This is a genomic window from Tepidiforma flava, assembly GCF_027594505.1.
GTDB classification, from domain to species: domain Bacteria; phylum Chloroflexota; class Dehalococcoidia; order Tepidiformales; family Tepidiformaceae; genus Tepidiforma; species Tepidiforma flava.
The window spans coordinates 320,705-342,065 of the sequence record NZ_CP115149.1 but is presented as its reverse complement, the minus strand read 5'-3'; the positions used below and the strand labels follow the sequence as shown (position 1 = coordinate 342,065).

The 21,361-nt window shown below is 68.9% G+C and carries 24 protein-coding genes and 6 pseudogenes; 5 read left to right on the top strand and 25 right to left on the bottom strand.

Annotated elements, in window-relative coordinates:
• Positions 1-126 precede the first annotated feature (126 nt).
• From O0235_RS02305 to O0235_RS02285, 5 genes and pseudogenes are all read right to left on the bottom strand, one after another.
• Positions 127-1,479: a GmrSD restriction endonuclease domain-containing protein gene (locus O0235_RS02305; RefSeq protein WP_270056945.1), complete on the bottom strand. Its 1,353-nt coding sequence runs from the start codon at positions 1,477-1,479 to the stop codon at positions 127-129.
• An 87-nt stretch (positions 1,480-1,566) separates the two neighbouring features.
• The gene (locus O0235_RS02300) at positions 1,567-2,598 is read right to left on the bottom strand and encodes an MFS transporter (RefSeq protein ID WP_270056944.1); all 1,032 of its coding nucleotides are present in this window, start codon (positions 2,596-2,598) and stop codon (positions 1,567-1,569) included.
• Entirely contained in the window at positions 2,520-2,726 is a 207-nt protein-coding gene (locus tag O0235_RS02295) for a hypothetical protein (protein ID WP_270056943.1), read from the bottom strand. Before O0235_RS02295 ends, O0235_RS02300 begins: the two co-directional genes overlap by 79 nt.
• An 87-nt stretch (positions 2,727-2,813) precedes the next feature.
• On the bottom strand, positions 2,814-3,353 hold the full coding sequence (locus O0235_RS02290) for a Rossmann-fold NAD(P)-binding domain-containing protein (protein WP_270058022.1): 540 nt from the start codon (positions 3,351-3,353) through the stop codon (positions 2,814-2,816).
• Positions 3,354-3,374: 21 nt separating this feature from the next.
• Positions 3,375-3,700: pseudogene (locus O0235_RS02285) on the bottom strand (lactate/malate family dehydrogenase); the annotation flags it as partial.
• 156 nt (positions 3,701-3,856) lie between these two features.
• Here O0235_RS02285 and lepA point away from each other — a divergent pair.
• Both lepA and O0235_RS15465 read left to right on the top strand, forming a co-directional pair.
• A pseudogene (gene lepA, locus O0235_RS02275) lies at positions 3,857-5,677 on the top strand (translation elongation factor 4).
• A gap of 94 nt (positions 5,678-5,771) precedes the next feature.
• Positions 5,772-5,933, top strand: a pseudogene (locus O0235_RS15465) (Lrp/AsnC ligand binding domain-containing protein); the annotation flags it as partial.
• Between the two features lie 106 nt (positions 5,934-6,039).
• On the opposite strand, the gene O0235_RS02270 reads toward O0235_RS15465, so the two are convergent.
• Genes O0235_RS02270 through O0235_RS02260 form a run of 3 tightly spaced genes read right to left on the bottom strand, consistent with a single transcriptional unit; the run spans position 6,040 to position 9,233 of the window.
• A complete protein-coding gene (locus tag O0235_RS02270) occupies positions 6,040-6,957 on the bottom strand; it encodes a nucleoside hydrolase (RefSeq protein ID WP_270056942.1) in 918 nt (305 codons plus the stop codon).
• A 39-nt stretch (positions 6,958-6,996) separates the two neighbouring features.
• A complete protein-coding gene (locus O0235_RS02265) occupies positions 6,997-8,355 on the bottom strand; it encodes a hypothetical protein (RefSeq protein ID WP_270056941.1) in 1,359 nt (452 codons plus the stop codon).
• Positions 8,355-9,233, bottom strand: coding sequence for a UTP--glucose-1-phosphate uridylyltransferase (locus tag O0235_RS02260; protein ID WP_270056940.1), 879 nt, complete (start codon positions 9,231-9,233; stop codon positions 8,355-8,357). Before O0235_RS02260 ends, O0235_RS02265 begins: the two co-directional genes overlap by 1 nt.
• Positions 9,234-9,298: 65 nt before the next feature.
• On the opposite strand from O0235_RS02260, the gene infC reads away from it, so the two are divergent.
• From infC to rplT, 3 genes are read left to right on the top strand one after another with little or no spacing between them, the layout of a single operon-like run.
• Positions 9,299-10,042 (top strand): translation initiation factor IF-3, encoded by a 744-nt coding sequence (gene infC / locus O0235_RS02255; protein ID WP_270056939.1) that lies wholly within the window; start codon positions 9,299-9,301, stop codon positions 10,040-10,042.
• Positions 10,043-10,045: 3 nt separating this feature from the next.
• Positions 10,046-10,246 (top strand): large ribosomal subunit protein bL35, encoded by a 201-nt coding sequence (locus O0235_RS02250; protein WP_270056938.1) that lies wholly within the window; start codon positions 10,046-10,048, stop codon positions 10,244-10,246.
• A 17-nt stretch (positions 10,247-10,263) separates the two neighbouring features.
• Entirely contained in the window at positions 10,264-10,629 is a 366-nt protein-coding gene (rplT, locus tag O0235_RS02245) for a 50S ribosomal protein L20 (protein WP_270056937.1), read from the top strand.
• A gap of 78 nt (positions 10,630-10,707) precedes the next feature.
• Here the strand turns inward: rplT and O0235_RS02240 are convergent, their stop codons facing one another.
• From O0235_RS02240 to O0235_RS02160, 17 genes and pseudogenes are all read right to left on the bottom strand, one after another.
• The gene (locus O0235_RS02240) at positions 10,708-11,496 is read right to left on the bottom strand and encodes an ABC transporter permease (protein ID WP_270056936.1); all 789 of its coding nucleotides are present in this window, start codon (positions 11,494-11,496) and stop codon (positions 10,708-10,710) included.
• Between the two features lie 493 nt (positions 11,497-11,989).
• Positions 11,990-12,411, bottom strand: a pseudogene (locus O0235_RS15460) (ATP-binding cassette domain-containing protein); the annotation flags it as partial.
• A 66-nt stretch (positions 12,412-12,477) separates the two neighbouring features.
• Positions 12,478-12,708 (bottom strand): YggT family protein, encoded by a 231-nt coding sequence (locus tag O0235_RS02230; RefSeq protein WP_270056934.1) that lies wholly within the window; start codon positions 12,706-12,708, stop codon positions 12,478-12,480.
• A 92-nt stretch (positions 12,709-12,800) separates the two neighbouring features.
• The gene (locus O0235_RS02225; protein ID WP_270056933.1) at positions 12,801-13,061 is read right to left on the bottom strand and encodes a YggT family protein; all 261 of its coding nucleotides are present in this window, start codon (positions 13,059-13,061) and stop codon (positions 12,801-12,803) included.
• Positions 13,062-13,185: 124 nt separating this feature from the next.
• Positions 13,186-13,371 (bottom strand): annotated as a pseudogene (locus O0235_RS15455) (pyrroline-5-carboxylate reductase family protein); the annotation flags it as partial.
• 110 nt (positions 13,372-13,481) lie between these two features.
• Positions 13,482-13,847, bottom strand: a complete 366-nt coding sequence (locus O0235_RS02220) for a pyrroline-5-carboxylate reductase family protein (protein WP_270056932.1) — start codon at positions 13,845-13,847, stop codon at positions 13,482-13,484.
• Entirely contained in the window at positions 13,844-13,987 is a 144-nt protein-coding gene (locus O0235_RS02215; RefSeq protein ID WP_270056931.1) for a hypothetical protein, read from the bottom strand. The genes O0235_RS02220 and O0235_RS02215 overlap by 4 nt, the downstream gene beginning before the upstream one ends.
• A 19-nt stretch (positions 13,988-14,006) precedes the next feature.
• On the bottom strand, positions 14,007-14,528 hold the full coding sequence (locus O0235_RS02210; RefSeq protein WP_270056930.1) for a YggS family pyridoxal phosphate-dependent enzyme: 522 nt from the start codon (positions 14,526-14,528) through the stop codon (positions 14,007-14,009).
• Between the two features lie 8 nt (positions 14,529-14,536).
• A complete protein-coding gene (locus O0235_RS02205) occupies positions 14,537-14,800 on the bottom strand; it encodes a hypothetical protein (protein WP_270056929.1) in 264 nt (87 codons plus the stop codon).
• A gap of 97 nt (positions 14,801-14,897) precedes the next feature.
• Positions 14,898-17,290, bottom strand: a pseudogene (locus O0235_RS02200) (vitamin B12-dependent ribonucleotide reductase).
• 68 nt (positions 17,291-17,358) lie between these two features.
• Positions 17,359-17,682: a hypothetical protein gene (locus tag O0235_RS02190; RefSeq protein WP_270056926.1), complete on the bottom strand. Its 324-nt coding sequence runs from the start codon at positions 17,680-17,682 to the stop codon at positions 17,359-17,361.
• A gap of 4 nt (positions 17,683-17,686) precedes the next feature.
• Positions 17,687-18,253, bottom strand: a complete 567-nt coding sequence (gene nrdR / locus O0235_RS02185; RefSeq protein WP_270056925.1) for a transcriptional regulator NrdR — start codon at positions 18,251-18,253, stop codon at positions 17,687-17,689.
• Positions 18,254-18,400: 147 nt separating this feature from the next.
• Positions 18,401-18,679, bottom strand: coding sequence for a hypothetical protein (locus tag O0235_RS02180; RefSeq protein WP_270056924.1), 279 nt, complete (start codon positions 18,677-18,679; stop codon positions 18,401-18,403).
• A gap of 152 nt (positions 18,680-18,831) precedes the next feature.
• Positions 18,832-19,416 (bottom strand): methyl-accepting chemotaxis protein, encoded by a 585-nt coding sequence (locus O0235_RS02175; protein ID WP_270056923.1) that lies wholly within the window; start codon positions 19,414-19,416, stop codon positions 18,832-18,834.
• Positions 19,305-19,697, bottom strand: coding sequence for a methyl-accepting chemotaxis protein (locus O0235_RS02170; protein WP_270056922.1), 393 nt, complete (start codon positions 19,695-19,697; stop codon positions 19,305-19,307). Before O0235_RS02170 ends, O0235_RS02175 begins: the two co-directional genes overlap by 112 nt.
• A complete protein-coding gene (locus tag O0235_RS02165; RefSeq protein WP_270056921.1) occupies positions 19,666-20,463 on the bottom strand; it encodes a HAMP domain-containing protein in 798 nt (265 codons plus the stop codon). The genes O0235_RS02170 and O0235_RS02165 overlap by 32 nt, the downstream gene beginning before the upstream one ends.
• 112 nt (positions 20,464-20,575) lie before the next feature.
• Positions 20,576-21,358, bottom strand: coding sequence for a succinate dehydrogenase/fumarate reductase iron-sulfur subunit (locus O0235_RS02160; protein WP_373324412.1), 783 nt, complete (start codon positions 21,356-21,358; stop codon positions 20,576-20,578).
• Positions 21,359-21,361: the final 3 nt, after the last annotated feature.

The window sequence follows — 21,361 nt, the reverse complement described above, 5'->3', positions numbered from 1 at the left end:
CCCCGGGTAGCGCCGGGCCCGAGTCCTTCGCCGGCGCCCCCGATCCTACCAGCGGGGGATTGTGATTACAAACACAAGGCGGCCCACGCCATGAGCTCCAGCCCGCGGCGCGGCAAAGCGGCGAGATCACTTCTGCCGCGAAGCGTTACAGGAACGGTGAGCGAGGCGCGCGTTCTCAGGGACAGTTTTGCCACCTCTCCAATAGTGTTGTTCGTGATCGAGAACAGCGTCCTCTAAAACCTTAATCTCGTTTCCGCAAATGGCACAACGTCGATCTTGCGCCCACATTTGCGATTTCAAACTTCGAGAAAAGAGGCGCTTGGAATCATTTGGCGGAATGGTACGGAGAACTTCGTCAAGTCGCCTTGTCCAGGTCTCGAAAACGTAGTCGATTCTTGTCGATTCACCCGTAGCTCGACGTACGCAGTCAACCCAGTGCTCGTCGGTTGATATAAGGTCGCAATACTCTTCATAAATGGAATCAGAGGCCCTCGTAATGGCTCCTAGATCATACTTAGAGAACGAATTGGCAACCGCCTGAAAAATGGCTGCGTTTGGCCTAGTCGACCATCCACCACTTGCCCTCATGTTTTCAGCAAACAAGCGAAAAGAATGACTCCCAAAAACCGTTACAGAGGCTTTCATGCATTTATCGAAAACGTCTTCGTATTCTCTCAATTTGGCATCAGGAGCGTTGCGATAGGTTTCAAGAAACTCATTTAGGAAGCGCTTCAAGCCCCCTCGCGCCTTCAAGTGCGTCCGCTCGTAAAACGCCAAAAAGCGGAGAACAAGTGCCCTATCCTGCATTCTTTTGGAGATTTGGGGCTGAGATAGTGCTCTCTTGAAGCTCTGGTTCTCCGCCAGCCTTTTGATCAGGTCGTTCAAGGGCCCTCGGAATAGAGAATTCCGAATCTCCATGTCATTGAGTGCTTGGCCTCCGGTATTGAGCCGTTCAAAAATCAGAAAGATGAGATCCTTGGGAGTCTTGGGCGAGAGCTCAAATGTACGCAGGGTTGCGTCGTGTAGGCGGTTCTGGTCTTTGAGGGGAAGGTCTTTGAAGAACTTTCCTTTCAGATCTGGGCGTATCTCGAGAGAAGAAAGCTTGAACTCATTGTCAAAGAAACGGAATACAGAGGTCAGGCGTTGTAGACCGTCGATTACCTCGTAGTTGCCTTCGTCATTTTTGGCCAGATAGATGACAGGTATTGGAAGCTCGATCAATACAGACTCGATCAAGCGGGATGCTCTGGGTCTATCCCATACGTAGTGCCGCTGCCAGTCTGGGTCTAATATGAGCCGACCTGACTTCCACCAGCGGAATAGTTCGGAGAGACTTCTGTCATTCTTTTCGAGAACTATTCCTGAAGAGGGCAATTGCACCTGAAGGTCGCCCTCGTCCATTCCTTGGACCGACTCTTCGATAGATGCGGGGTCCGCTGATGTTGCGGCCTCGAGGTCGGTGATGATTTCTTCGGCCATTGTGGTTCTATAGTGCAGTGCTTATATTTGGTGCGGTCAAGGGATGTTGGTAGAGTGGCGGTAGGCTAATCGACACTCCCAGCGCTGTCAACGGGCCGCTAGCTCCCGCGCCCCGCCGGCCCGCCCCCGCTCCTGCACGAACAGCCCGTACATCGCCATCGAAACGAGCGCGATCGCGCCAGCCGTCGGCCCCAGCGCCGTGTACCCGCCCGCCTCCAGCGCCAGACCGCCGACCAGCGACCCCGTCACGATGCCGAACTGCTGCCCCGCCGCGTTCAGCGCCATCACCGTCCCCCGGTCGCCCGGCGACATCTCCGTCATGATCGCCTGCGAACTCGCGAACCGCGCCCCGCCCGAGACGGCGAACAGGAAGAGGAACCCCAGCCCCGCCGCCATCGCCGCCGCGGCCGTCGTCGTCAGCGAAATGAACACCGCGCAGGTCAGCGACGTCCAGAGAATCACCGGCCGCTTGCCCACCCGGTCCGAAAGCCGGCCGCCGGCGTTGCTCCCCACCAGGACGCCCAGCCCCATCACCATCGTCAGCCCGCCGAGCGCCCATTTCGCCAGCCCGAACTCATCGTGGAAGTAAGCGCCCATGTACGTCGCGAACACGAACCAGTAGCTCGTCGAGAGGTAGTTCGAGAACAGCGCCGCGCTCGTCGGCAGGTCCCGCAGCACCCGCGGGATGGCTGCCATCCCGCTGCCCGCCTCGCCGCCCGCCCGCCGCGGCGGGTCGGCCGGGAGTTTCCGGAACAGCAGCCACGTGAACAGCACCAGCAGCACCGCCAGCGCCGCGAACGTCCACCGCCACGAGAGCACCCCGCTCAGCACCGCTCCCGCCGGCACGCCGAAGATGCTCGCGCTCGTGTTCGCCGAGATCACCCACGACATCGCCCGGCCCCGCTCTTCGTACGAGAAGTAGTCGCCCACCGCGGCGAACACCGCCGGCGTCAGGCAGGCCACGCCGAGCCCGGCCAGCGCCCGCGCCAGCAGCAGCGGCGCGAACCCCGGCGCCGCCGCCGAAAGCGCAGTGGCCGCCGTCAGCGTCGCCATCCCCGCCACGACGACCGGCTTCCGCCCGAGCCGGTCGATGAACGGCCCCGAAAACACCGCCGCCACGCCCCCGTCACGGCGTAGGCGGTCACGAGCAGCCCCGCGACCGCCACCCGCACGCCGAAGTCCTCCGAAATCTCCGGCAGGATCGGCGTGATGATCAGGTTGTTGAACACCACAGCAAACGAGGCCACGCACAACAGCGCCAGCACGAGCGTCCGTTGTGACCGTGGCCCCGCGAGCGACACGTCCCTCAGCCTACACGGCAGCTGCCGAACGCGTCAGTTCAGCAGCTTCAGCAGCTCCTTGGTCGCCTCTGCCGCCGCGACGACCTTCGCCCGCTCCTCGTCCGTCAGCGGCAGCTCGAACGTCCGCTGGATGCCGCCCTCGCCCAGCTGGCAGACCGTCCCGCTGAACACGTCGCGGATGCCGTACTCGCCCTGGTGGTAGACCGAGCAGGGGATGAGCCGCCGCTGGTCCAGCAGGATCGCCTCCACCATCGCGATCGTCGCCGCCGAGGGCGCGAAGTACGCCGACCCGGTCTTGTACAGTTCGCCGATTTCAGCGCCGCCGCGCATCGCCCGCGCGACGATCGCCTGCACCTTCTCCGCCGGGAGCAGGTCCGTCAGCGGCACGCCGCCGACCCGCGTCTGCGAAACCACCGGCACCATCGTCGTGTCCGTGTGCCCGCCGATGACGTACCCGTGCACGTCGTTCACCGACACGCCGAGCTCCGCCGCGATGAAGTACCGGTAGCGCGCGCTGTCCAGCGCACCGCCCTGCCCGATGACCCGCTCGCGCGGGAAGCCGCTCGCCTGCATCGCCACGTGGCACATCGCGTCCATCGGGTTCGAAAAGATGATGATGACGGCGTTCGGCGACGCCTTCGCCGCTGCCGCCACCTTCGACCGCACGATCTCCGCATTGCCGTTCAGCAGCTCCTCCCGGCTCATGCCCGGCTTCCGGGCGCCCCGGCGGTCACCACCACGACGTCGCTGTTCGCCGTCTCCTCCCAGCCGTCCGTCGCCGTAATCCGCGTCGAAAACCCTTCCCACGGCGCCGCCTGCGATTCATCCAGCGCCTTCCCGTGGTGCATCGTCCCCGCGAACTGCGGGTCGTCCTGCAGCACCACATCGCAAATGCCGCGCTCGATCAGGCGCTGGGCCATGGCACCGCCGGTCATCCCGGCGCCGACAATCGTGACCTTCTTCCGAGGCATGGGGCTCCCTGCTGAACTGGAATTCGCCAGCCAAGGCTAGCACCAACCCGCCTTACCCGCGCCCGCGCCACGGCCCCTACGCCCCGCCTCGCGTACACTCGAACCGTGGACCAGCCCCGCATCCGCAACTTCTGCATCATCGCGCACATCGACCACGGCAAGTCGACCCTCGCCGATCGCCTCCTCGAGCGCACCGGCACCATCTCCGCGCGCGAAATGGCTGAACAGGTCCTCGACTCCATGGACCTCGAGCGCGAAAAGGGCATCACCATCAAGGCCGCCGCCGCCCGCATGCTCTACCGCGCCAGCGACGGCATCGAATACGAACTCAACCTCATCGATACGCCCGGCCACGTCGACTTCGCTTACGAGGTCTCCCGCTCCCTCGCTGCCTGCGAAGGCGCTCCTCGTCGTCGACGCCTCCCAGGGCATCGAAGCCCAGACCCTCGCCAACGTCTACCTCGCCATGAACCAGGACCTCACCCTCATCCCGGTCCTGAACAAAATCGACCTCCCCACGCCGAGCCCGACCGCGTCGCCGCCGAGCTCGAACGCGTCATCGGCTTCTCCCGCGACGAAGTCATCCTCGCCTCCGCCAAAGAAGGCACCGGCGTCGACCAGATCCTCGAGGCCATCGTCCAGCGCATCCCTCCGCCCTCCGGCAACCCCGACGCCCCGCTCAAGGCACTCATCTTCGATTCGAAGTACGACGCCTACAAAGGCGTCGTCGCCCACGTGCGTGTCGTCGACGGCGAGATGCGCGGCCGCCGCAACCTCAAACTGATGTCCACCGGCGCCATCTTCGAACCGCTCGAGTTCGGCATCTTCAGCCCCGGCATGAAGCCGCTCGACGGTCTCTCCGCCGGCGAAGTCGGCTACGTCGCCACCGGCCTCAAGGACGTTGCCGAGTGCCGCGTCGGCGACACCATCACCTGGGCCGACGCCCCGGCCCCCGAACCGCTCCCCGGCTACCGCCGCGCCAAGCCGATGGTCTTTGCCGGCATCTACCCCACCGACTCGGACCAGTACCAGGAGCTCCGCGACGCCCTCGCCAAGCTCGTCCTCAACGATGCCTCCCTCGTCTACGAACCCGAATCCTCCGCCGCCCTCGGCTTCGGCTTCCGCTGCGGCTTTCTCGGCCTCCTCCACCTCGAAATCGTCGTCGAACGCCTCGAGCGCGAGTACGGCCTCGAACTCCTCACCACCGCGCCGTCCGTCGAATACCGGGTCCAGACCACCTCAGGCGAAGAAATCCTCGTCGATAACCCGGCCCACCTCCCCGACCCCTCCAAAATCGCCGTCATCTCCGAGCCGTGGGCCAAGATCGACGTCATCACCCCCAGCCGCTACATCGGCCAGGTGATGGAGCTCGTCACCTCCCGCCGCGGCCAGTTCCTCCGCATGGAATTCCTCGAAGCCGAGAACGACCTTGCCCCGGGCGAGGCCCGTGTCCTCCTCGAATACGACGTTCCGATGGCCGAGATCCTCGTCGATTTCTACGACCAGCTGAAAGGCTCGACCTCCGGCTACGCCAGCCTCGACTACCAGGTCAAGGAGTACCGGCCCGCCCGCCTCGTCAAAGTCGACATCCTCGTCAACGGCCAGCCCGTCGATGCCCTCTCCGTCATCACCCACGCCTCGAACGCCGACAAAGTCGGCCGCGCCCTCGTCACGAAACTCAAAGACCTCATCCCCCGCCAGCTCTTCGAGGTGCCGCTCCAGGCCGCCGTCGGCGGCAAAATCATCGCCCGCGAGACCATCCGCGCCATGCGCAAGAACGTCCTCGCCAAGTGCTACGGCGGCGACGTCACCCGCAAGCGCAAGCTCCTCGAAAAGCAGGCCGAAGGCAAGAAGAAGATGAAGCGCGTCGGCAGCGTCGAAATCCCGCAGGAGGCCTTCATGGCCGTCCTCCGCCTCCGCGAGTGACGCTCGCCGCTTGCCCGCCGCGTAATCCGCTCGAAACGCCGCCCTGTTAACCTAGCGCCATCCCGGCGCACCGCGCCGAACCCCGGAGCGCTCCGTGATCAAGGCCTTCGTCCTCATCGTCGTCGACCCGGCCAAGACCGTCGAAGTCTACGAAAAACTCCGCGCCGTCGAAGGCATCTCCGAGGTCTACCAGGTCATGGGCCCCTACGACATCGTCGCCGTCGTCGAAGTCCCCTCCCTCACCGACGTCCCCGCCGTCATCTCCCGCCACATCCGGGCCATCGACGGCATCGAAAGCACCACGACCTGCGTCACCTTCCCCGAGTCCTCCGGCGCGCTGACCGCGCGTCACGGGCAGGCCGCTAGCGCCGCCGCGACGAGGTCGAACAGCCGCGCTGCATCCACCTTCGTCGCCACCCGGCAGTTCGTCTCCCGCGTCGGCTCCCCTCCGTCAGCGTTCGCCGGTCCATCACCGTCATCCCCCGCGTCAGGTCGCCCCGCGTCTCGACCTCCACCCGCGCGAACGCGAATTCGAACAGCTCCGGCGCGGACAGCGCCGCCACCGCGCAGGGGTCGTGCAGCGGCACAGCCGGCGCCCCGGTCAGCCGCTCCGCCGCCGACCGGTAATACTCCAGCAGGTCCGCGACCACGCCGGCCGTCCGGGTCCCCGCGGCGCGGAACCGCCCAATCGCCGCTGCATCGACGGCCGCCTGCCGCGTCAGGTCCAGCCCGCACATCGTCAGCTTCGCCCCGGAAGCGAACACGATCCGCGCGGCCTCCGGGTCCGCCCAGGCGTTGAACTCCGCCGCCGGCGTCACGTTCCCCCATGTCGTCGAGCCGCCCATGATGCTCAGCCGGGCCATGCTCCGCGCGAAGCGCGGCTCCATCCGCATCGCCAGCGCGATGTTCGTGAGCGGCCCCGTCGCGATCACCGCCGTCCCCGGGTTCGCCATCACCGTCTCGACGAGGAATTCCACCCCGTTCCGGGGGATGACCGCCCGGCTCGGCCTCGGCAGCTCCGCACCATCCAGCCCGGTCGTCCCGTGGACCCGCTCGCCTGCCCGCGGAAGGTCGCCCAGCAGCGGCCCCGCGGCCCCGGCCGCCACCGGGATGTCCGGCCGCCCGATCAGTTCGAGCACCTTCAGGGCGTTCTCCGTCACCCGCCAGAGCGGCGCGTTGCCGCCGACTGTCGTCACCCCGAGGAGCTCGAAGTGCCGCGCCGCGAGGATGATCGCGACCGCATCGTCGTGCCCCGGGTCGCAGTCGATGATCGCCTTCATGCGCCCACCTCCCGCAGGGGGATGCTGTGACACCGAAGTTTAGAAAATCGGGCCGCTCTCCGGCGCCTCTTCCCCTTCCAGCCCGAGCAGCCGTTCAGCTGCCAGCAGCCCGCTTCCCTGCATCAGCCGCCGCCGGATGCCCAGCAGCGCCGCCTCGTCCGCCCCGCCGAGCGCCCGCCGCACCAGCTCGAACAGCGCCCGGCCCGTCACCAGCGCATACCGGTAGTTCTCGCACGCCCGCACGAGCGGTTCGCTCAGCTCCTGCTCCCGCTGCTCCGGGTCGCGCTCCCGGAAGCCGTTGACGATGACGATGCCCTTTGGCGCCGGCCGGCCCGCCAGCACCTCCGCCTCGACCCGCCGCTGCAGCCGGACGTACGGCCACTCGGCCACCTGTCCCGTCGCGCTCTCCGTTTCGACGAACGCCGCGGAGTCGTCCGAGCGCACGGCGAGCGGCTCGCCCGGCCCCGACACCACGGCGAAGCCGAGCGCCTGCAGCGCCGCCGTCACCGCTTCGCGGAAGCCTGCGCCGTCCCGCCACAGCAGCCCCCGGTGCCGCGCCAGCGCATCGTGCCGCTCGCGCACGGCATCGAGCCGGCTCCGCGCCTCGGCCTCAGCGGCCTGCGCCTCTTCGAGCTCCGCCTCGACCTGCTCGAGCCCCGGGACGGCGACGCCGCGCACCCAGTACGGCGCCTCCTCGTGCCCGCCCGCCCCGCGCAGCTGCCGGCACGCATCGACCAGCGCCTGCGCCAGCTGCGAGCGCTGCGCCCCGTACGACTCCATCACCACCGGGATGAAGACCACCCTGCCGCCCAGCACCTCGAACTCCGCTGCGATCGGCACGCCCGAGCCGCCGAGCGCAATCGGGCGGCCGTGCCGCCGGAACTCCGCCTGCCGGTCGTCGAACCACGCCCGCCACGCCGTCTCGGACCGGAACTCCCGCAGCACCGCGCTCATCGGGTGGTGGTCATCGGCAATCCGCACCGTCCGCCCTTCGCCCGCCCGCAGCCACGGGCTCGACCAGCTCATCCCCGGCGGCGCAGGCAGCCAGTGATACCGGTCGCACCCTTCGAAGCCGACCACGCCGCCCTGGAACGCGTCCGGCCGCCCCAACACCACCACCAGCCCGCCGGCCTCGAGCAGCCGCCGCGTTTCCTCCTGCCGCCGCCGCAGCTGGTCGGCCAGCCCCGCCGCCGTCGCCGAGCCGGGGACGTTCAGCACGGGCCGCCCGTCGAACGCCTCGTACTCCTTCCCCTCGTCCACCAGCTCCCGCACGACCCGGTCGATGCCCGCCGGGTCGATGATGACCGCGTCGTAGTCGTTGTAATTCGGCGCGGTGACCGGGTTGTAGTTGTCGATCGCCACATTCGGCAGCGGAAACGAAATGCTCAGGATGCGCATCAGCCCTCCCCCTCGAGCAGCGGCGCCAGCCGTTCGCGCAGCCCCGGCGCGAGCTCCGGCCGCCGCATCGCCGCAGCCACGTTCGCCACGATGTACCCCAGCGGCCGGCCCGTATCGTACCGCCGGCCCTCGAACCGCAGCGCCGAGACCGGCTCCCCCGCCGCGATCTGCCGCGCGATCGCGTCGGTGATCTGCCGTTCGCCGTTCCGCCCCGGCGGCGTCTCGTCGATGTGCCGCAGGATGCTCGCCCCCAGCACGTAGCGCCCGACGATGCCCAGCCGCGAGGGCGCGTCCTCCAGCTGCGGCTTCTCGACCACCCGCCGGAGCCGCGCCGGGTTCGCATCATCGACCGGGTCCACGATGCCGTACTGCGGCACGTCCGCGTCTGCCACCTGCTCGACGGCGATCACCGTGCCGCCGGTCCGCTCGTACGCCTCCACCAGCTGCGCCGTGCACGAGCGCTCCCCGAGGATCACGTCATCCGGGAACAGCAGCGCGAACGGCTCACCCTCGATGTACTCCCGCGCGCACGCCACCGCGTGGGCGATGCCCAGCTGCTTCGGCTGGTAGACCGCGTGGAACTCCGCCTTCGCCGCGATCGCCGCGAGCGAATCGGCCAGCGCCTGGTTCCCCGTCTCCCGCAAGGCCGTCTCCACCCGCGCCCCGGCGCGGAAGTGCTCGAGGATCGACTCCTTCCCCTCGGCGATGACGAACACGATGCGCGAAATCCCCGCCGCCACCGCCTCATCCACGCAGTAATCGACCAGCGGCCGGTCCACCACCGGGAGCATCTCCTTCGGCACCGCCTTCGTCGCCGGCAGCATCCGCGTCCCGAGGCCCGCCGCCAGGATCACCGCCGTCGTCACGCGCTGGCTCATACCCGCCCCATCCTAGGCCGTGCCATCGTTACCGGATATACAGAACACGCCTTCCTTGCTAGCATGTGAAGCTGTTTCAATCTCTTGCGGGGAGCAGTTTGAGGAGACGACCTAAGGTTCCACCACGGCCGGCACCGCCGGAGCCACGGATCAACGAGCGCATCCGCGTTCCGGAAGTCCGCCTGATCGACGAAGAGGGCCGCCAGATCGGCATCGTCAAGACCTCCGAGGCGCTCGCGATGGCCCGCCAGCGCGACGTCGACCTCGTCGAGGTTGCCGCCCGGGCCAGCCCGCCCGTCGCCCGGCTCATGGACTTCGGCCGCTTCAAATACGAACAATCCAAGAAAGAGCGCGAGGCACGCAAGCACCAGCAAAACGTCCAGCTTCGCGAAGTCCGCATGAAGCCGAAGATCGATGACCACGACATCGACTTCAAAACCCGGACCGCCGCGAAGCTCCTCAAGGAGGGCGACAAAGTCAAGGTCACGGTCATGTTCCGCGGGCGCGAAATCACCCACCCGCAAATCGGCAAAGCCCTCATCGACCGCGTCGTGAAGAGCCTCGAACACATCGCGACCGTCGAGAAAGAGGCCACGCTCGAAGGCCGCCACATGACCGTCATCCTCGCGCCCGACAAGAAGAAGATCGCTGCCCTGGCCAAGGCCGCCGCCCAGCAGCCCGCCGCCAGCGACAAAGCCTCCGAAGAGGACGAGGCGGCCATCGCGGCCGCCGCCGCAGCCGCCCCGGTCGTCGGCGACGACGGCCACGATATCGACGACGATGACGGCGACGACGCCGACGAGGAGTAACCGATGCCCAAGCTCAAGACCCACAAAGGCGCCGCCTCCCGCTTCCGCGTAACCGGCGGCGGCAAGATCATGCGGATGTACGGCAGCCGCAACAACTTCCGCCGGAAGAAGCGCGGCCCCGTCAACGCCCTCTACAGCCGCACCGTCGAGGTCGCCAGCTCGCACACCAAGCTCGTCCGCCGGCTCCTCGCCGGCCAGGGCTGACCCGCACCTACCGGAGATTGACCCATGAGCCGCGTCAAGCGGGCGTCACCGCCCATCGCCGACATAAGAAAGTCCTCGCCCTCACCAAAGGCCACGCCGGCCAGCGCCACCGGCTGTTCCGCCGCGCCAACGAGAGCATGCTCCACGCGCTCCGGTACAGCTACGAAAACCGGCGCGACCGCAAGGGCGATTTCCGCGAACTCTGGATCGTGCGCATCAACGCCGCGGCCCGCCTCAACGGCCTCACCTACAGCCGCTTCATCAGCGGCCTCAAGAAGGCCGGCGTCGACCTCGACCGGAAGATGCTCGCCGACCTCGCCGTCACCCGGCCCGACGCCTTCGCCAGGCTCGCCGACCAGGCCCGCGCCGCCCTCGCCTCCTGACCTCCTCGCGCACGGTTCGAACCCGCCCCGGGGACGATGCACCGCATCGTCCCCGTCGTGCGTCTCCCTCCGCCGTTCCTACTCGCCCGAATACGTGAGCTTCGGCACCCGGCTCAGCCCGAGCCCGTACACCGCGGCGCCCAGCACCCCGAGCACCGCGAAATCGATGCCGTAGCCGATGAAGCTCCCGCTGCCCGTCGCGTAGGTTGCCAGCTGCAGCCCGTCGACCGCATACGTCAGCGGGTTCACATACGCCAGCACCTTCATCCACGCCGGCAGCCCGTCCACCGGGAAGAAGGCGCCCGAGAAGAACAGCAGCGGGAAGAGCGCCAGGTTCATCACCAGGTGGAATCCCTGCATCGAATGCACCCGCGTCGCTAGCGCCTGCGCCAGCCCCGTCAGCATCAGGCTCAGCAGCACCACCGTCAGCAGCGCCAGCGCGATGCCGCCCCCGATGCCGTACTGCCAGCCGAAATCCACGAACGGCGCCGCGACCGCCAGCACCAGTGCCGCCTGCAGCGCCCCAATCGTCATCGCCGCCAGCGACTTCCCCAGCATCACCGTCCGCGGCGAGTGCGGGCTCGAGAGCAGCAGCCGCAGGAACCCGCTGTCCCGGTCCCGGTAATACGACGCCGACGAAAACGTCGACGAAAACACCGACGTCATCACCACCGTCCCGGCTACGAGATACGCCGTGAAGTTCCCGGCCGGGAGCGCCGCCGGCTCCAGCCCGTGCGATACCCCGTTGCCGAGGAACACGAGGAACAGCAGCGGCGTCAGCACCGACGAGTACAGCTGCGACCGCGCCCGGGCGACGCTCTTCAGGTCGCGCAGCGCGATCGCGGCAGCAGCCCGCACCCCGCTCACCGCGCAGCCCCGCGCGCCGCTGGATGAACTGGAAGTACGCGTCCTCCAGCGACGCCTCTTCGATGCGCAGCCCCCGGATCGCGTCGCCCGCGGCGGCGAACAGCCGCGGCACGAGCGCCGTCGCATCGTCCGTCATCACCAGCACCTCGCCATCCATCACCGTGACGCGGTCGGCCCCCGCTTCGGCAGCGATGCGGTCAACCGCGGCCGCGTTCGGCGCGCTCAGCTCCACGCGCACCGCCTGCCGGCGCAGGTCGCGCTTCAGCTCCGCCGGCGCCCCGGCCGCGACCACGCGTCCAGCCTGCACGAACGCCACGAGGTCGCAGACTGCGTCCGCCTCGTGGAGGTCGTTCGTCGCGAGCAGCACCGTCGCGCCGCCCCGCTCGGCCCGTACCGTCTCCCAGAGCAGGCGCCGCTCCTCCGGGTCCACCCCGGTCGTCGGCTCGTCGAGCAGCAGCAGCTCCGGCCGGTGGAGCAGCGCGCGCGCTGCCTCGAGCCGCCGCCGCATGCCGCCCGAGAGCGTGCTGATGGGGTCGTTCGCCCGCCCCGCGAGGCCGAACCGTTCGAGCAGCTCGTCCGCCCGGCGCCGCGCCTCGGCCCCGCCCACCCCGAACAGCGTCGCGGCGAACAGCAGGTACTCGCGCGGGCTCATCAGCGGGTCCGAGGCATTCTCCTGGAACACGGTCCCGATGCGCGCCCGAGCCGCGGGTGCGGCGCTTCGCCGAGAATCGTCAGCGTTCCCGCGGGCGGCCGTTCGGCCGCAGCGACGAGCGCGAGGAAGGTGCTCTTGCCGCTCCCGTTCGGCCCGAGGACCCCGAAGACCGACCCCGCAGGGACCTCGAGCGTGAACCCGTCCAGCGCGGCGCGGTCGCCGTAGCTCCGCCGAATCTCCCGCGCCTCGATTGCGCTGTTCACAACGAAAGTGTCACACCGCCGCCCGCTCGGATCGAGTGCCGCACACGCCCCCGGCCTGCCGTGCTGTCAGGCCGGCACGACCAGCATCGCGACCAGCTGCTGCATCACCAGCAGGGCCGGGATCGCCATCATCGGCGAAAGGTCGATCATCCCGGCCCGCGGCATCACCCGCCGGAACGGGTCGATGATCGGCTCCGTCACGCGGAACAGGAGCTGGTAGAGCGGACTCCCTGGTCCACCGGGAGCCAGCTCAGCAGCGCCCGCGCGATGATCGCCCAGGTCAGGATGTTCAGCCACGTAAACGTCAGCTGGGCAACGTACGGATTGATGGCTCGACCCCCGGCGTCGCTCCCCTCAGCTTACCAGATCGGCCGGTGAAGCCCCCGTCATCATTGCGCCGCAGCCCGCTGCACCACCGAAATCATCACGTACAGCAGGATGATCACGACCATCCCGGAAAAGTCGATGAACCCCGTCCTCGGCAGCACCCGCCGGACGGGCTCCAGCAGCGGCTCGGTGACCCGATAAAGCAGCCGCGCGACCTCGTTGTCCTGGCTGATCGGGAACCAGCTCATCAGCGACCGCAGGAAGATCGCGAGGATGAGCAGCCACAGGAACAGCGTGAACAGCTGCGCAATCGCCGGGTTCACGCCGGGCCTCCGAGCTCGACCGCCCGCGCGAACGCGGCCCGCACCGCTTCGATGACCGACGCGCGCAGCGCGCCTTCTCCAGCTCGAGCAGCCCCGCTGCGGTCGTGCCCGCCGGCGAGGTAACCATCGCCCGCAATTCCGCGGCGCTCTTGCCGCTCTCCTGCGCGTACTGGGCCGCGCCCAGCACCGTCTGCACCACCAGCTCCTCCGCCTGCGCCCGGGGCAGCCCCACCGCGACCGCCCCGTCGATGAGCGCCTCGATGAACAGGAACACGTACGCCGGCCCGCTCCCGCTCACCGCCGTCGCCATGTCGACCTTCCGCTCGTCGTCCACGTACACTTCGCGGCCAATCGCGCCGAGCAGCTGCCGCGCGATGCTGCGCTGCTCCACCGTCACCGCCGGGGCAGCGGTCCACGCGGTCATCCCCGCCCGGATCGCGGCTGGCGTGTTCGGCATCGCCCGCACGACGAACGGGTGGTCGAACGCGGCCTGGATCGTCGCGATCCGCACCCCCGCCATGACCGAGAGGATGGCGCGCCGGGCCGCACGCGCCCCTTGACGCTCGCCAGCTCCTGCGGCTTCACCGCGAGCACCACCAGCCCCGCGTCGCCCATCGGCCCGAAATCGCCCGTCGCCTCGATGCCGTAGGCCGCCCGGAGCTGCGTCCGGCGCGCCTCGACCTTTTCCACGACGGTGACATCCGCCGGTTCGAAGACGCCGCGGTCGAGCGCCCCGGCGAGGATCGCTTCGCCCATCACCCCGCCGCCGACGATCGCAACCTTCATGCCCGTTCTCCGAAAATCGCCCGGCCGATGCGCACCATCGTTGCCCCTTCTTCGATGGCGACCTCGAAATCGCCAGTCATGCCCATCGAGAGCTCGCGCAGTCCGTGCGCCCGCGCCAGCCGCGCCAGTTCGCGGAACACGGGCCGCACCTCCTCCGGGTCAGCGCGCCGGCGGCGCAACCGTCATCAGCCCGTCGACCCGCACCCGGCTGAGTCCCCGCGCGTGCGCCACGGCCGCGCCCACCTCGCCGGGCGCGAAACCGTATTTGGTCGCCTCGCCGGCGACGTTCACCTCGAGCAGCACCGGGATGGTCCGGTCCCCGGCGGCGCGTTCCAGGACGTCCAGGAGGCGGGTCGAGTCGATGCCGTGGAGTATAGCAAAGGGCCCTGCAGCCGCCCGCGCCTTGTTCGATTGCAGGTGTCCCACCATGTGCCAGCGCGGCGCGGGCGGCCCGCGCGTCGCCGCGAGCTCCGCCACCGCCGCGACCTTCGGAAGCGCCTCCTGCACCCGGTTCTCGCCGAAGTCCGTCACCCCCGCGGCCAGCGCCTCGGCCACGGCGTCCGGACCGAACGTCTTGCTCACCGCAATCAGCCGGACCTCGCCCGGGTCACGCCCCGCGCGCTCGCAGGCAAGGGCGATGCGCTGCCGAACCCCGGCGATCGCCTCGCGAATCGACGTCATCGATGCCGTCACGAGAGGTCCGGCGGGTGCCGCGCTTCCCAGATGCCCCGCGCCACGACGGCCGCCACGACCAGCCCCAGCAGCGCCAGCCCGAGCAGCGCCGAGGTCAGGAACGCCCAGAGCACGATGACGAAACCCAGGATGGCGCCGAACAGCAGCCCGAGCGGCAGGGCCAGCGTCTTGAACACCACCCAGATGATGATGAACGTCTCTTTCCACGAGCCCGGCGGCGGGTCATCCTGCGGCGAACTCGGCCCGTAGTAGAACCCCATGGCTCGATTGTGGCGGGCCGCCGCCCCGCTGTCGAACGCCGCAGGGGCGCGGGAGACCCCGCGCCCCTGCCGCAGCTGGTGCGTTCGAACCGTCAGCTCAGCCGCACTTGTTGTAGAAGCAGTTGTGGCAGACGAGGCAGCCCTCCGCGTAGTACAGCACCGCGCCGCACTCCGGGCAGCCCACGCCGCTCGCGACCGCGTCGCTGTGCAGCTTCGCCGCCACGCTCGGGCCCGTGCTCTCCACCACGAGGTCCGGCGGGATGAGCGCCGGCTGCGCCGCCGCCTTCGAGCCGCCGAACTTCAGCTCCAGCCAGCGGAACACGTAGTCCACGATGCTCGTCGCGATCGGGATCTCCTTGTTGCTCGTCGGGCCGCTGGGCTCGAACCGCGTGTTCTTCAGTTTCGAGGCCAGCTCCGAAAGCGGAACGCCGTACTGCAGCGCGTAGCTCGTCAGCATCGCCACCGTGTCCATCAGGCCCGAAACGGTCGACCCCTGCTTCGAGACGTTGATGAACACCTCGCCCGGCGTCCCGTCTTCGAACAGGCCGACCGTCATGTAGCCTTCCTGTTCGCCGACGCGGAACTTGTGCGTGATCGCCTGCCGCTCGTCCGGCAGCCGCCGCCGAACCGGCCCGGCGGCCTGCGCCACGATCGCCTGTGCGGCCTCTACCGCCTTCTCGGCGTCCGACTTCTCCGCGTGCTTGAGCACCTGGAACTCGCGCGAGCCGTCCCGGTAGATGGTGATGCCCTTGCAGCCCGTCCGGTACGCCAGCTCGTATGAGATCCGCACGTCGTCGACCGTCGCCGAGTTCGGGAAGTTGATCGTCTTCGAGACCGCGTTGTCGGTGAACTGCTGGAAGGCCGCCTGCATCCGCACGTGCCACTCCGGTGCAATCTCGTGCGCGGTGACGAACACGTCCTTCACCCACTGCGGCACTTCCGGCCGCTCGGCGAGGTGGCCGCCTTCCGCGAGGAACCGCATCAGCTCGTCGCTGTAGAACCCCTCGGCCCGCGCGACCGCTTCGAACTGCTCGTTCACCTCGGTCAGCTCGGTCCGCTTCGTCGGGTCGTTCTTGTCCAGGTAGTGCGAGCGGATGAACGCCAGCGCGAACACCGGCTCGATGCCGCCCGAGCAGTTTGCGATGATGCTCAGCGTCCCCGTCGGCGCGATCGTCGTCCGCGTTGCGTTCCGCATCGGCCGTGGCCCCTCCGGACCCTTCGGCCCGTAGATCGAATCGGCCCAGTCCGGGAAGTTCCCACGCACCCGCGCCAGCTGCTCGCTCGCCGCGTCCGCCTCCTTCTGGATGAACGACATGACGTCCCGCGCCAGCTGCAGCGCCGCCTCCGAGTTGTACGGGATGCGCAGGTCGATCAGCATGTCCGCCCAGCCCATCACCCCGAGGCCGATCCGCCGGATGGCGTGCGACGTCTCCGCAATCTCCGGGATCGGGTAGGCGTTCATCTCGATGACGTTGTCCAGCATGTGGACGCACCGCCAGACCGTCGTCCGCAGCCGGTCGAAGTCCACCCGCTTCGAACCCGGCTCGCCCACCGTGAAGTTCTTCAGATTGATGGAGCCGAGGTTGCACGAATCGTGCGGGTAGAGCGGCTGCTCGCCGCACGGGTTCGTCGATTCGATCGGGCCGCGCTTCGGCACGGGATTCGCCCGCCCGCGTTGATCCGGTCGATGAACACCACGCCCGGGTCGCCGTTCTTCCAGGCGTTCCGCACCATCTTCTCCCACACTTCGCGGGCGTCCCGCTTGCCCACCGGCTCGCCCGTCTGCGGGTCGATGATGTCGTACGTCGTCCCGCGCTCCAGCGCCTCCATGAAGGCTTCGGTCACCGCCACGCTGATGTTGAAGTTCGTCAGCGTCGTCATGTCCGCCTTCATCTCGATGAACTCATCGATGTCCGGGTGGTCGACGCGGAGGATGCCCATGTTCGCGCCGCGCCGGGTGCCGCCCTGCTTGATCGCCTCCGTTGCGGCGTCGAACACCTTCATGAACGAGACCGGGCCGCTCGCCACGCCCATCGTCGTCTTCACCTTGGCGTTCGCCGGCCGCAGGCGCGAGAACGCGAAACCGGTGCCGCCGCCCGACTTGTGGATGATGGCCGTCTGCTTGATCGCCTCGAAGATCCCTTCGATCGAATCCGGCACCGGCAGCACGAAGCACGCCGAGAGCTGCTGCAGCTCGCGGCCCGCGTTCACCAGCGTCGGCGAGTTCGGCAGGAAGTCCAGCGACGCCATCAGCCGGTAGAACGACTCCTCGGCCGCCGCCCGGTCCTGTTCGGTGCCGCCGAACCGCAGCTCGGCCTCCGCAAGGTTCCGCGCAACCCGGCGGAACACCTCATCCGGCGTCTCGACCGCGTCGCCCTGCTCGTTCCGCTTCGCGATCCGGCGCTCGATCACCACCTTCGCGTTGTGCGAAAGCTCCGCGGGGCGAAAGTCGCCCCCAAGCCCGGGCAAATCGTGCGTCGTGGTGACCATGGCCTTCCTCCCTTGTTCGCGGCCCCGTCGGGGTGGGGCCGTAGATTACGAACGTTTGTTCTTCCTGTCTAGGGCCGCCAGCGCCCGGCTTCCGCCGGCGCCGGCTCGTCGCTCCTCCGCAGAATCGGCTCCCCGAGCCGCGTGCGGCCCATCGCGAGCGTCCGCCCCGTCCCATCCACGCCGTCGCCGGCGAGCATGCCGATGAGCCGCTCCGCTGCGCCGGCCGGCCCTTCGGCCTCGACCAGCTGCGCGAGCTCGTGCGGACGCATCACCCGCATCACGAGCAGGTACGCCTTCTCCGAGAGCAGCAGGCCGCCTACGTCGGCGTCGCCGTCCGGCGTCGTGCGGATGGGGGCGTGTCCCAGGCTCGCGTGCACTTCCCAGATCTTCACGGCGCTACCGTGCCGATTCCGCCAGCGCCCCGGGCGCTTCGCGCTGGACCCGCGCCGCGCGCAGGTCGGTCGGTTCCGGCTCCGGCAGCGAAAGCTGCAGCGTGCGCTCCTCGAACGTCGGCACCCGGCCCTGTTCGAGCTGCTCCACCGCCTCCTTCAGCGATTCGATGTCGGCGAACGAGCGGTAGACCGAGGCGAACCGGATGTACGCGATGTGGTCCAGCTTCCGCAGCGCGTCCATCGCAAGTTCTCCCACAACCTGCGATGGCACCTCCGCCCGGCCGTCGGCCAGCACCTTCGCCTCGATCTCCGCCACGATGCTCTCGAGCTGCCCGACGGAGATATTCCGCTTCGCGCACGCCGCCCGGAGGCCCCGCAGCAGCTTCTCGCGCGAAAACTCCTCCCGCCGGCCGTCCCGCTTCACCACCTGCACGGTTGCCAGCTGCACCAGCTCCACGGTGGTGAACCGCTCGCCGCAGCGGATGCACTGCCGCCGCCGCCGGATGCCGTCGTCCGTCGACCGGCTGTCCGTCACCCGCGAATCCCGGTAGTGGCAGTAGGGACACCGCACCGCGACATAAACTCCTGAGGTGTGTAGGCGCCTTCGCAGTTCTCGGTGAGCCGCGCGGCGCAGGGCGAATAGTGCAGCACCCCGCACAGCCCTGTCAACTGGATCTGGGACACAAGCCGCAAAGAACCACAAGATCTTGTAGGCGCGTCACCAGGCCGATGCCTGCCGGCGGCCGCCGCGGCTCCAAAAGTCGCACCCCGCGGTGTCGGTCCACGGGTGCAGCACTCCGCTCCCCGGGTGCAGGCACGTCCCGCGGCCCAGCTCGCCGTCCTCGACGAACTCCCGACAGCCCCCGCAGGTCCGCGCCGGCGCCCCATCGCGCCCGGCGGAGAACGCCGCCAGCAGCTCGCCGTCGTCCCACGAGCCGCCCGGCCCGAAATCCTCGAACGGGTCCGCCTGCGCGCGCTCCGCGCGCCCCGGCCGCACCGTCGCGCGGCTCCCGGGTGACCTCTTCCCACCACGTCCGGCCCCGCTGCTGGAGCCGGCGTTGGGCTTTCCTCGTTCGGCGCCGTCCCACGCTCCTACGTTACCCGAGCCTGGCCCGCCCCGTCAGGCGGGCACCGGCCGGCCGCAGAAACTCACGCCGCCGGCCGCTTCCGCCGGTCCACCGCCACGGGCAGGTTGACCTTCCGTCGCTCCCAGGCGAACTTCTCCGAACTCGCCTTCAGCTCCTGCGCCAGCGCCTGCATTCGCTTCGCGGTCTGGTCCAGCCGCCCGGCGTGGGCCGTCAGCTCCTCGGTCGAAGCGGCCACCTGCTCGGCCGCGGCCGAATTCTCCTCGCTCGTCGCTGCGACCTGCAGGACCGCGCTCCGCAGCGATGCCGCTGCCCGCGCCGTCTCGGCCGCCCGCTCCGCTGACTGCTCCGCACCCGCGGCAATCGTCGTCACCGCCGCGATGATGCGCTCGGCGCCGGCCTTCAGGCTGCCGATCTCGGCCGCGATGCTCTGCATCTGCGACGTCGACCCCCGCACCGCCTCGATGATCGCCCGGAGCGAATCGCCCGCCCGCGCTGAGACCGTCCGCCCTTCTTCCGCCTGCGCGACCCCCGCGGTCATCGCCGCGACCGCCTGCTGCGTGCCTTCCTGCACACGCCCGACGAGCGCCGCGATCTCCTTCGTCGCCGCCGAGGAGCGCTCGGCCAGCGCCCGCACGCTGTCGGCCACCACGGCGAACCCCGCCCCTGCTCCCCGGCGCGCGCCGCCTCGATCGCCGCGTTCAGCGCCAGCAGGTTCGTCTGCCCCGCAATCTCGTCGATCGTGCGCACGATGTCGCCGATCTGCTCGCCGAACGTCCCCAGCTCGTCGACCGTCCGCGCCGTCGCCTCGACCGAGGCCGCCAGCCCGTCGATCGCCCGGATCGCCAGCTGCACCGCCTCGTACCCCTCCGTCGCCACCTCCTGGCTGCGGGCTGCCTCATCCGCCACCCGCGAGGCGTGCACCGTCACCTCGGCGATCCGCTGGCCGATCCGTTCCGCCTCCTCCCGCGACGCGCGCCGCCTCGGCGCTCTCCCGCGCGCTCTCTACCATCGCCTCGAGCGCGCCCGTCAGCTCCGCCGCGTCCCGGTCCGAGGTCGACGCCAGCTCAGCCAGGTGTACCGAAGACGCGCTGACTTCGCCGGTCGCATTCGCGATCTCCTGCGCCGCGCTCCGCATCAGGTCGGACGAAGTGCCTACCTCCTCCGACGCGGCAACCACCTCCCGCGTCCCGGTCAACACCTTGCCGACGACGTCGCGCAGGTTGTCCACCATCCCCTGCATCGCGCAGCCGAGCACGTCCTGCTCCGAGACCTTCGGCACCGGCGTCGTGAGGTCGCCCGCGGCGATCTTCTGCGCCACCTCGCTCAGCCGCCGGAGCTGGGCAATTGCCTCCCCGAACGAATCCGCCAGTTGGGCAAACTCGCCGACGCCGCCGGAAGGCGGCTCCGCCGGCAGGATGCCCAGCGCGAGGTCCCGCGCCGCCCGGACGACCGGCTCCGAACCTGCCCGGATCTGCCGCCAGAGCCACACGCCCGCCGCTGCCGCCCCGATGCCCGCCGCCGCGGCGATGCCAGCCAGCAGACGCGCCTTCCCGGCCTCGCCCGCGCCAGCGAGGAAGCTGTATCCCAGTGCTCCCATCACCGCAATCATCGCGACCGTGCCGAAGCACGCCGCCAGCAGCAGGTTGGCGACGGAGATGCGCGAAAGCAGCCCGCGGCTCCCGGTTTCGGACATGCAGAGGCCCCCGAACTGGTGTCACCGCCAGTGTCGGGGCCCGGGTCTGCGTCGATATCCGGCCCCTCCCTGAGCCGCGGCCGCCGCGAGCCCTAAGGGACGCGGCGCCGCCTCAGCCGGCCGCCTCCGTCATATCCACCTTCACCACCGCCCGCCGGTCCTTGAACTTCGCCTTCAGGTAGTCCCGGTTCATCTTCGCGATGAACTCGATGCTGATGCCCTTCGGGCAGACCGCCTCGCACTCCGCGTAGTTCGTGCAGCTGCCGAAGTACTCCTCCATCGTGTCCACCATCGCTACCGTGCGGCTCCAGCGCTCCGGCTGGCCCTGCGGCAGCAGGTTCAGGTGCGCAATCTTCGCCGCCGTGAAGAGCTGCGCCGCGCCGTTCGGGCACGCCGCCACGCAGGCCCCGCAGCCGATGCACGCCGCCGCGTCGAACGCCTGGTCCGCAATCTGCTTCGGGATCAGGATGCTGTTCGCGTCCCGCGCAGCGCCCGTCGGCGCCGTGATGTAGCCGCCCGCCTGGATGATCTTGTCGAACGCCGACCGGTCGACCACGAGGTCCTTGATCACCGGGAACGCCGTCGCCCGCCACGGCTCCACCACGATCGTGTCGCCGTCCTTGAAGTTCCGCATGTGCAGCTGGCAGGTCGTCGTCAGCTTCTTCGGCCCGTGCGGCACGCCGTTGATGACCATCCCGCACGACCCGCAAATCCCCTCCCGGCAGTCGTGGTCGAAGGCAATCGGCTCCTTGTTCTCGGCGATGAGCCGCTCGTTCACCACGTCCAGCATCTCGAGGAACGACATGTCCTCGTTGATGCCGTTCGCCTCGTACACCTCGAAACGCCCCGGGTCGTTCGGCCCGGCCTGCCGCCAGACCTTCAGGGTCAGGTTCAGCGT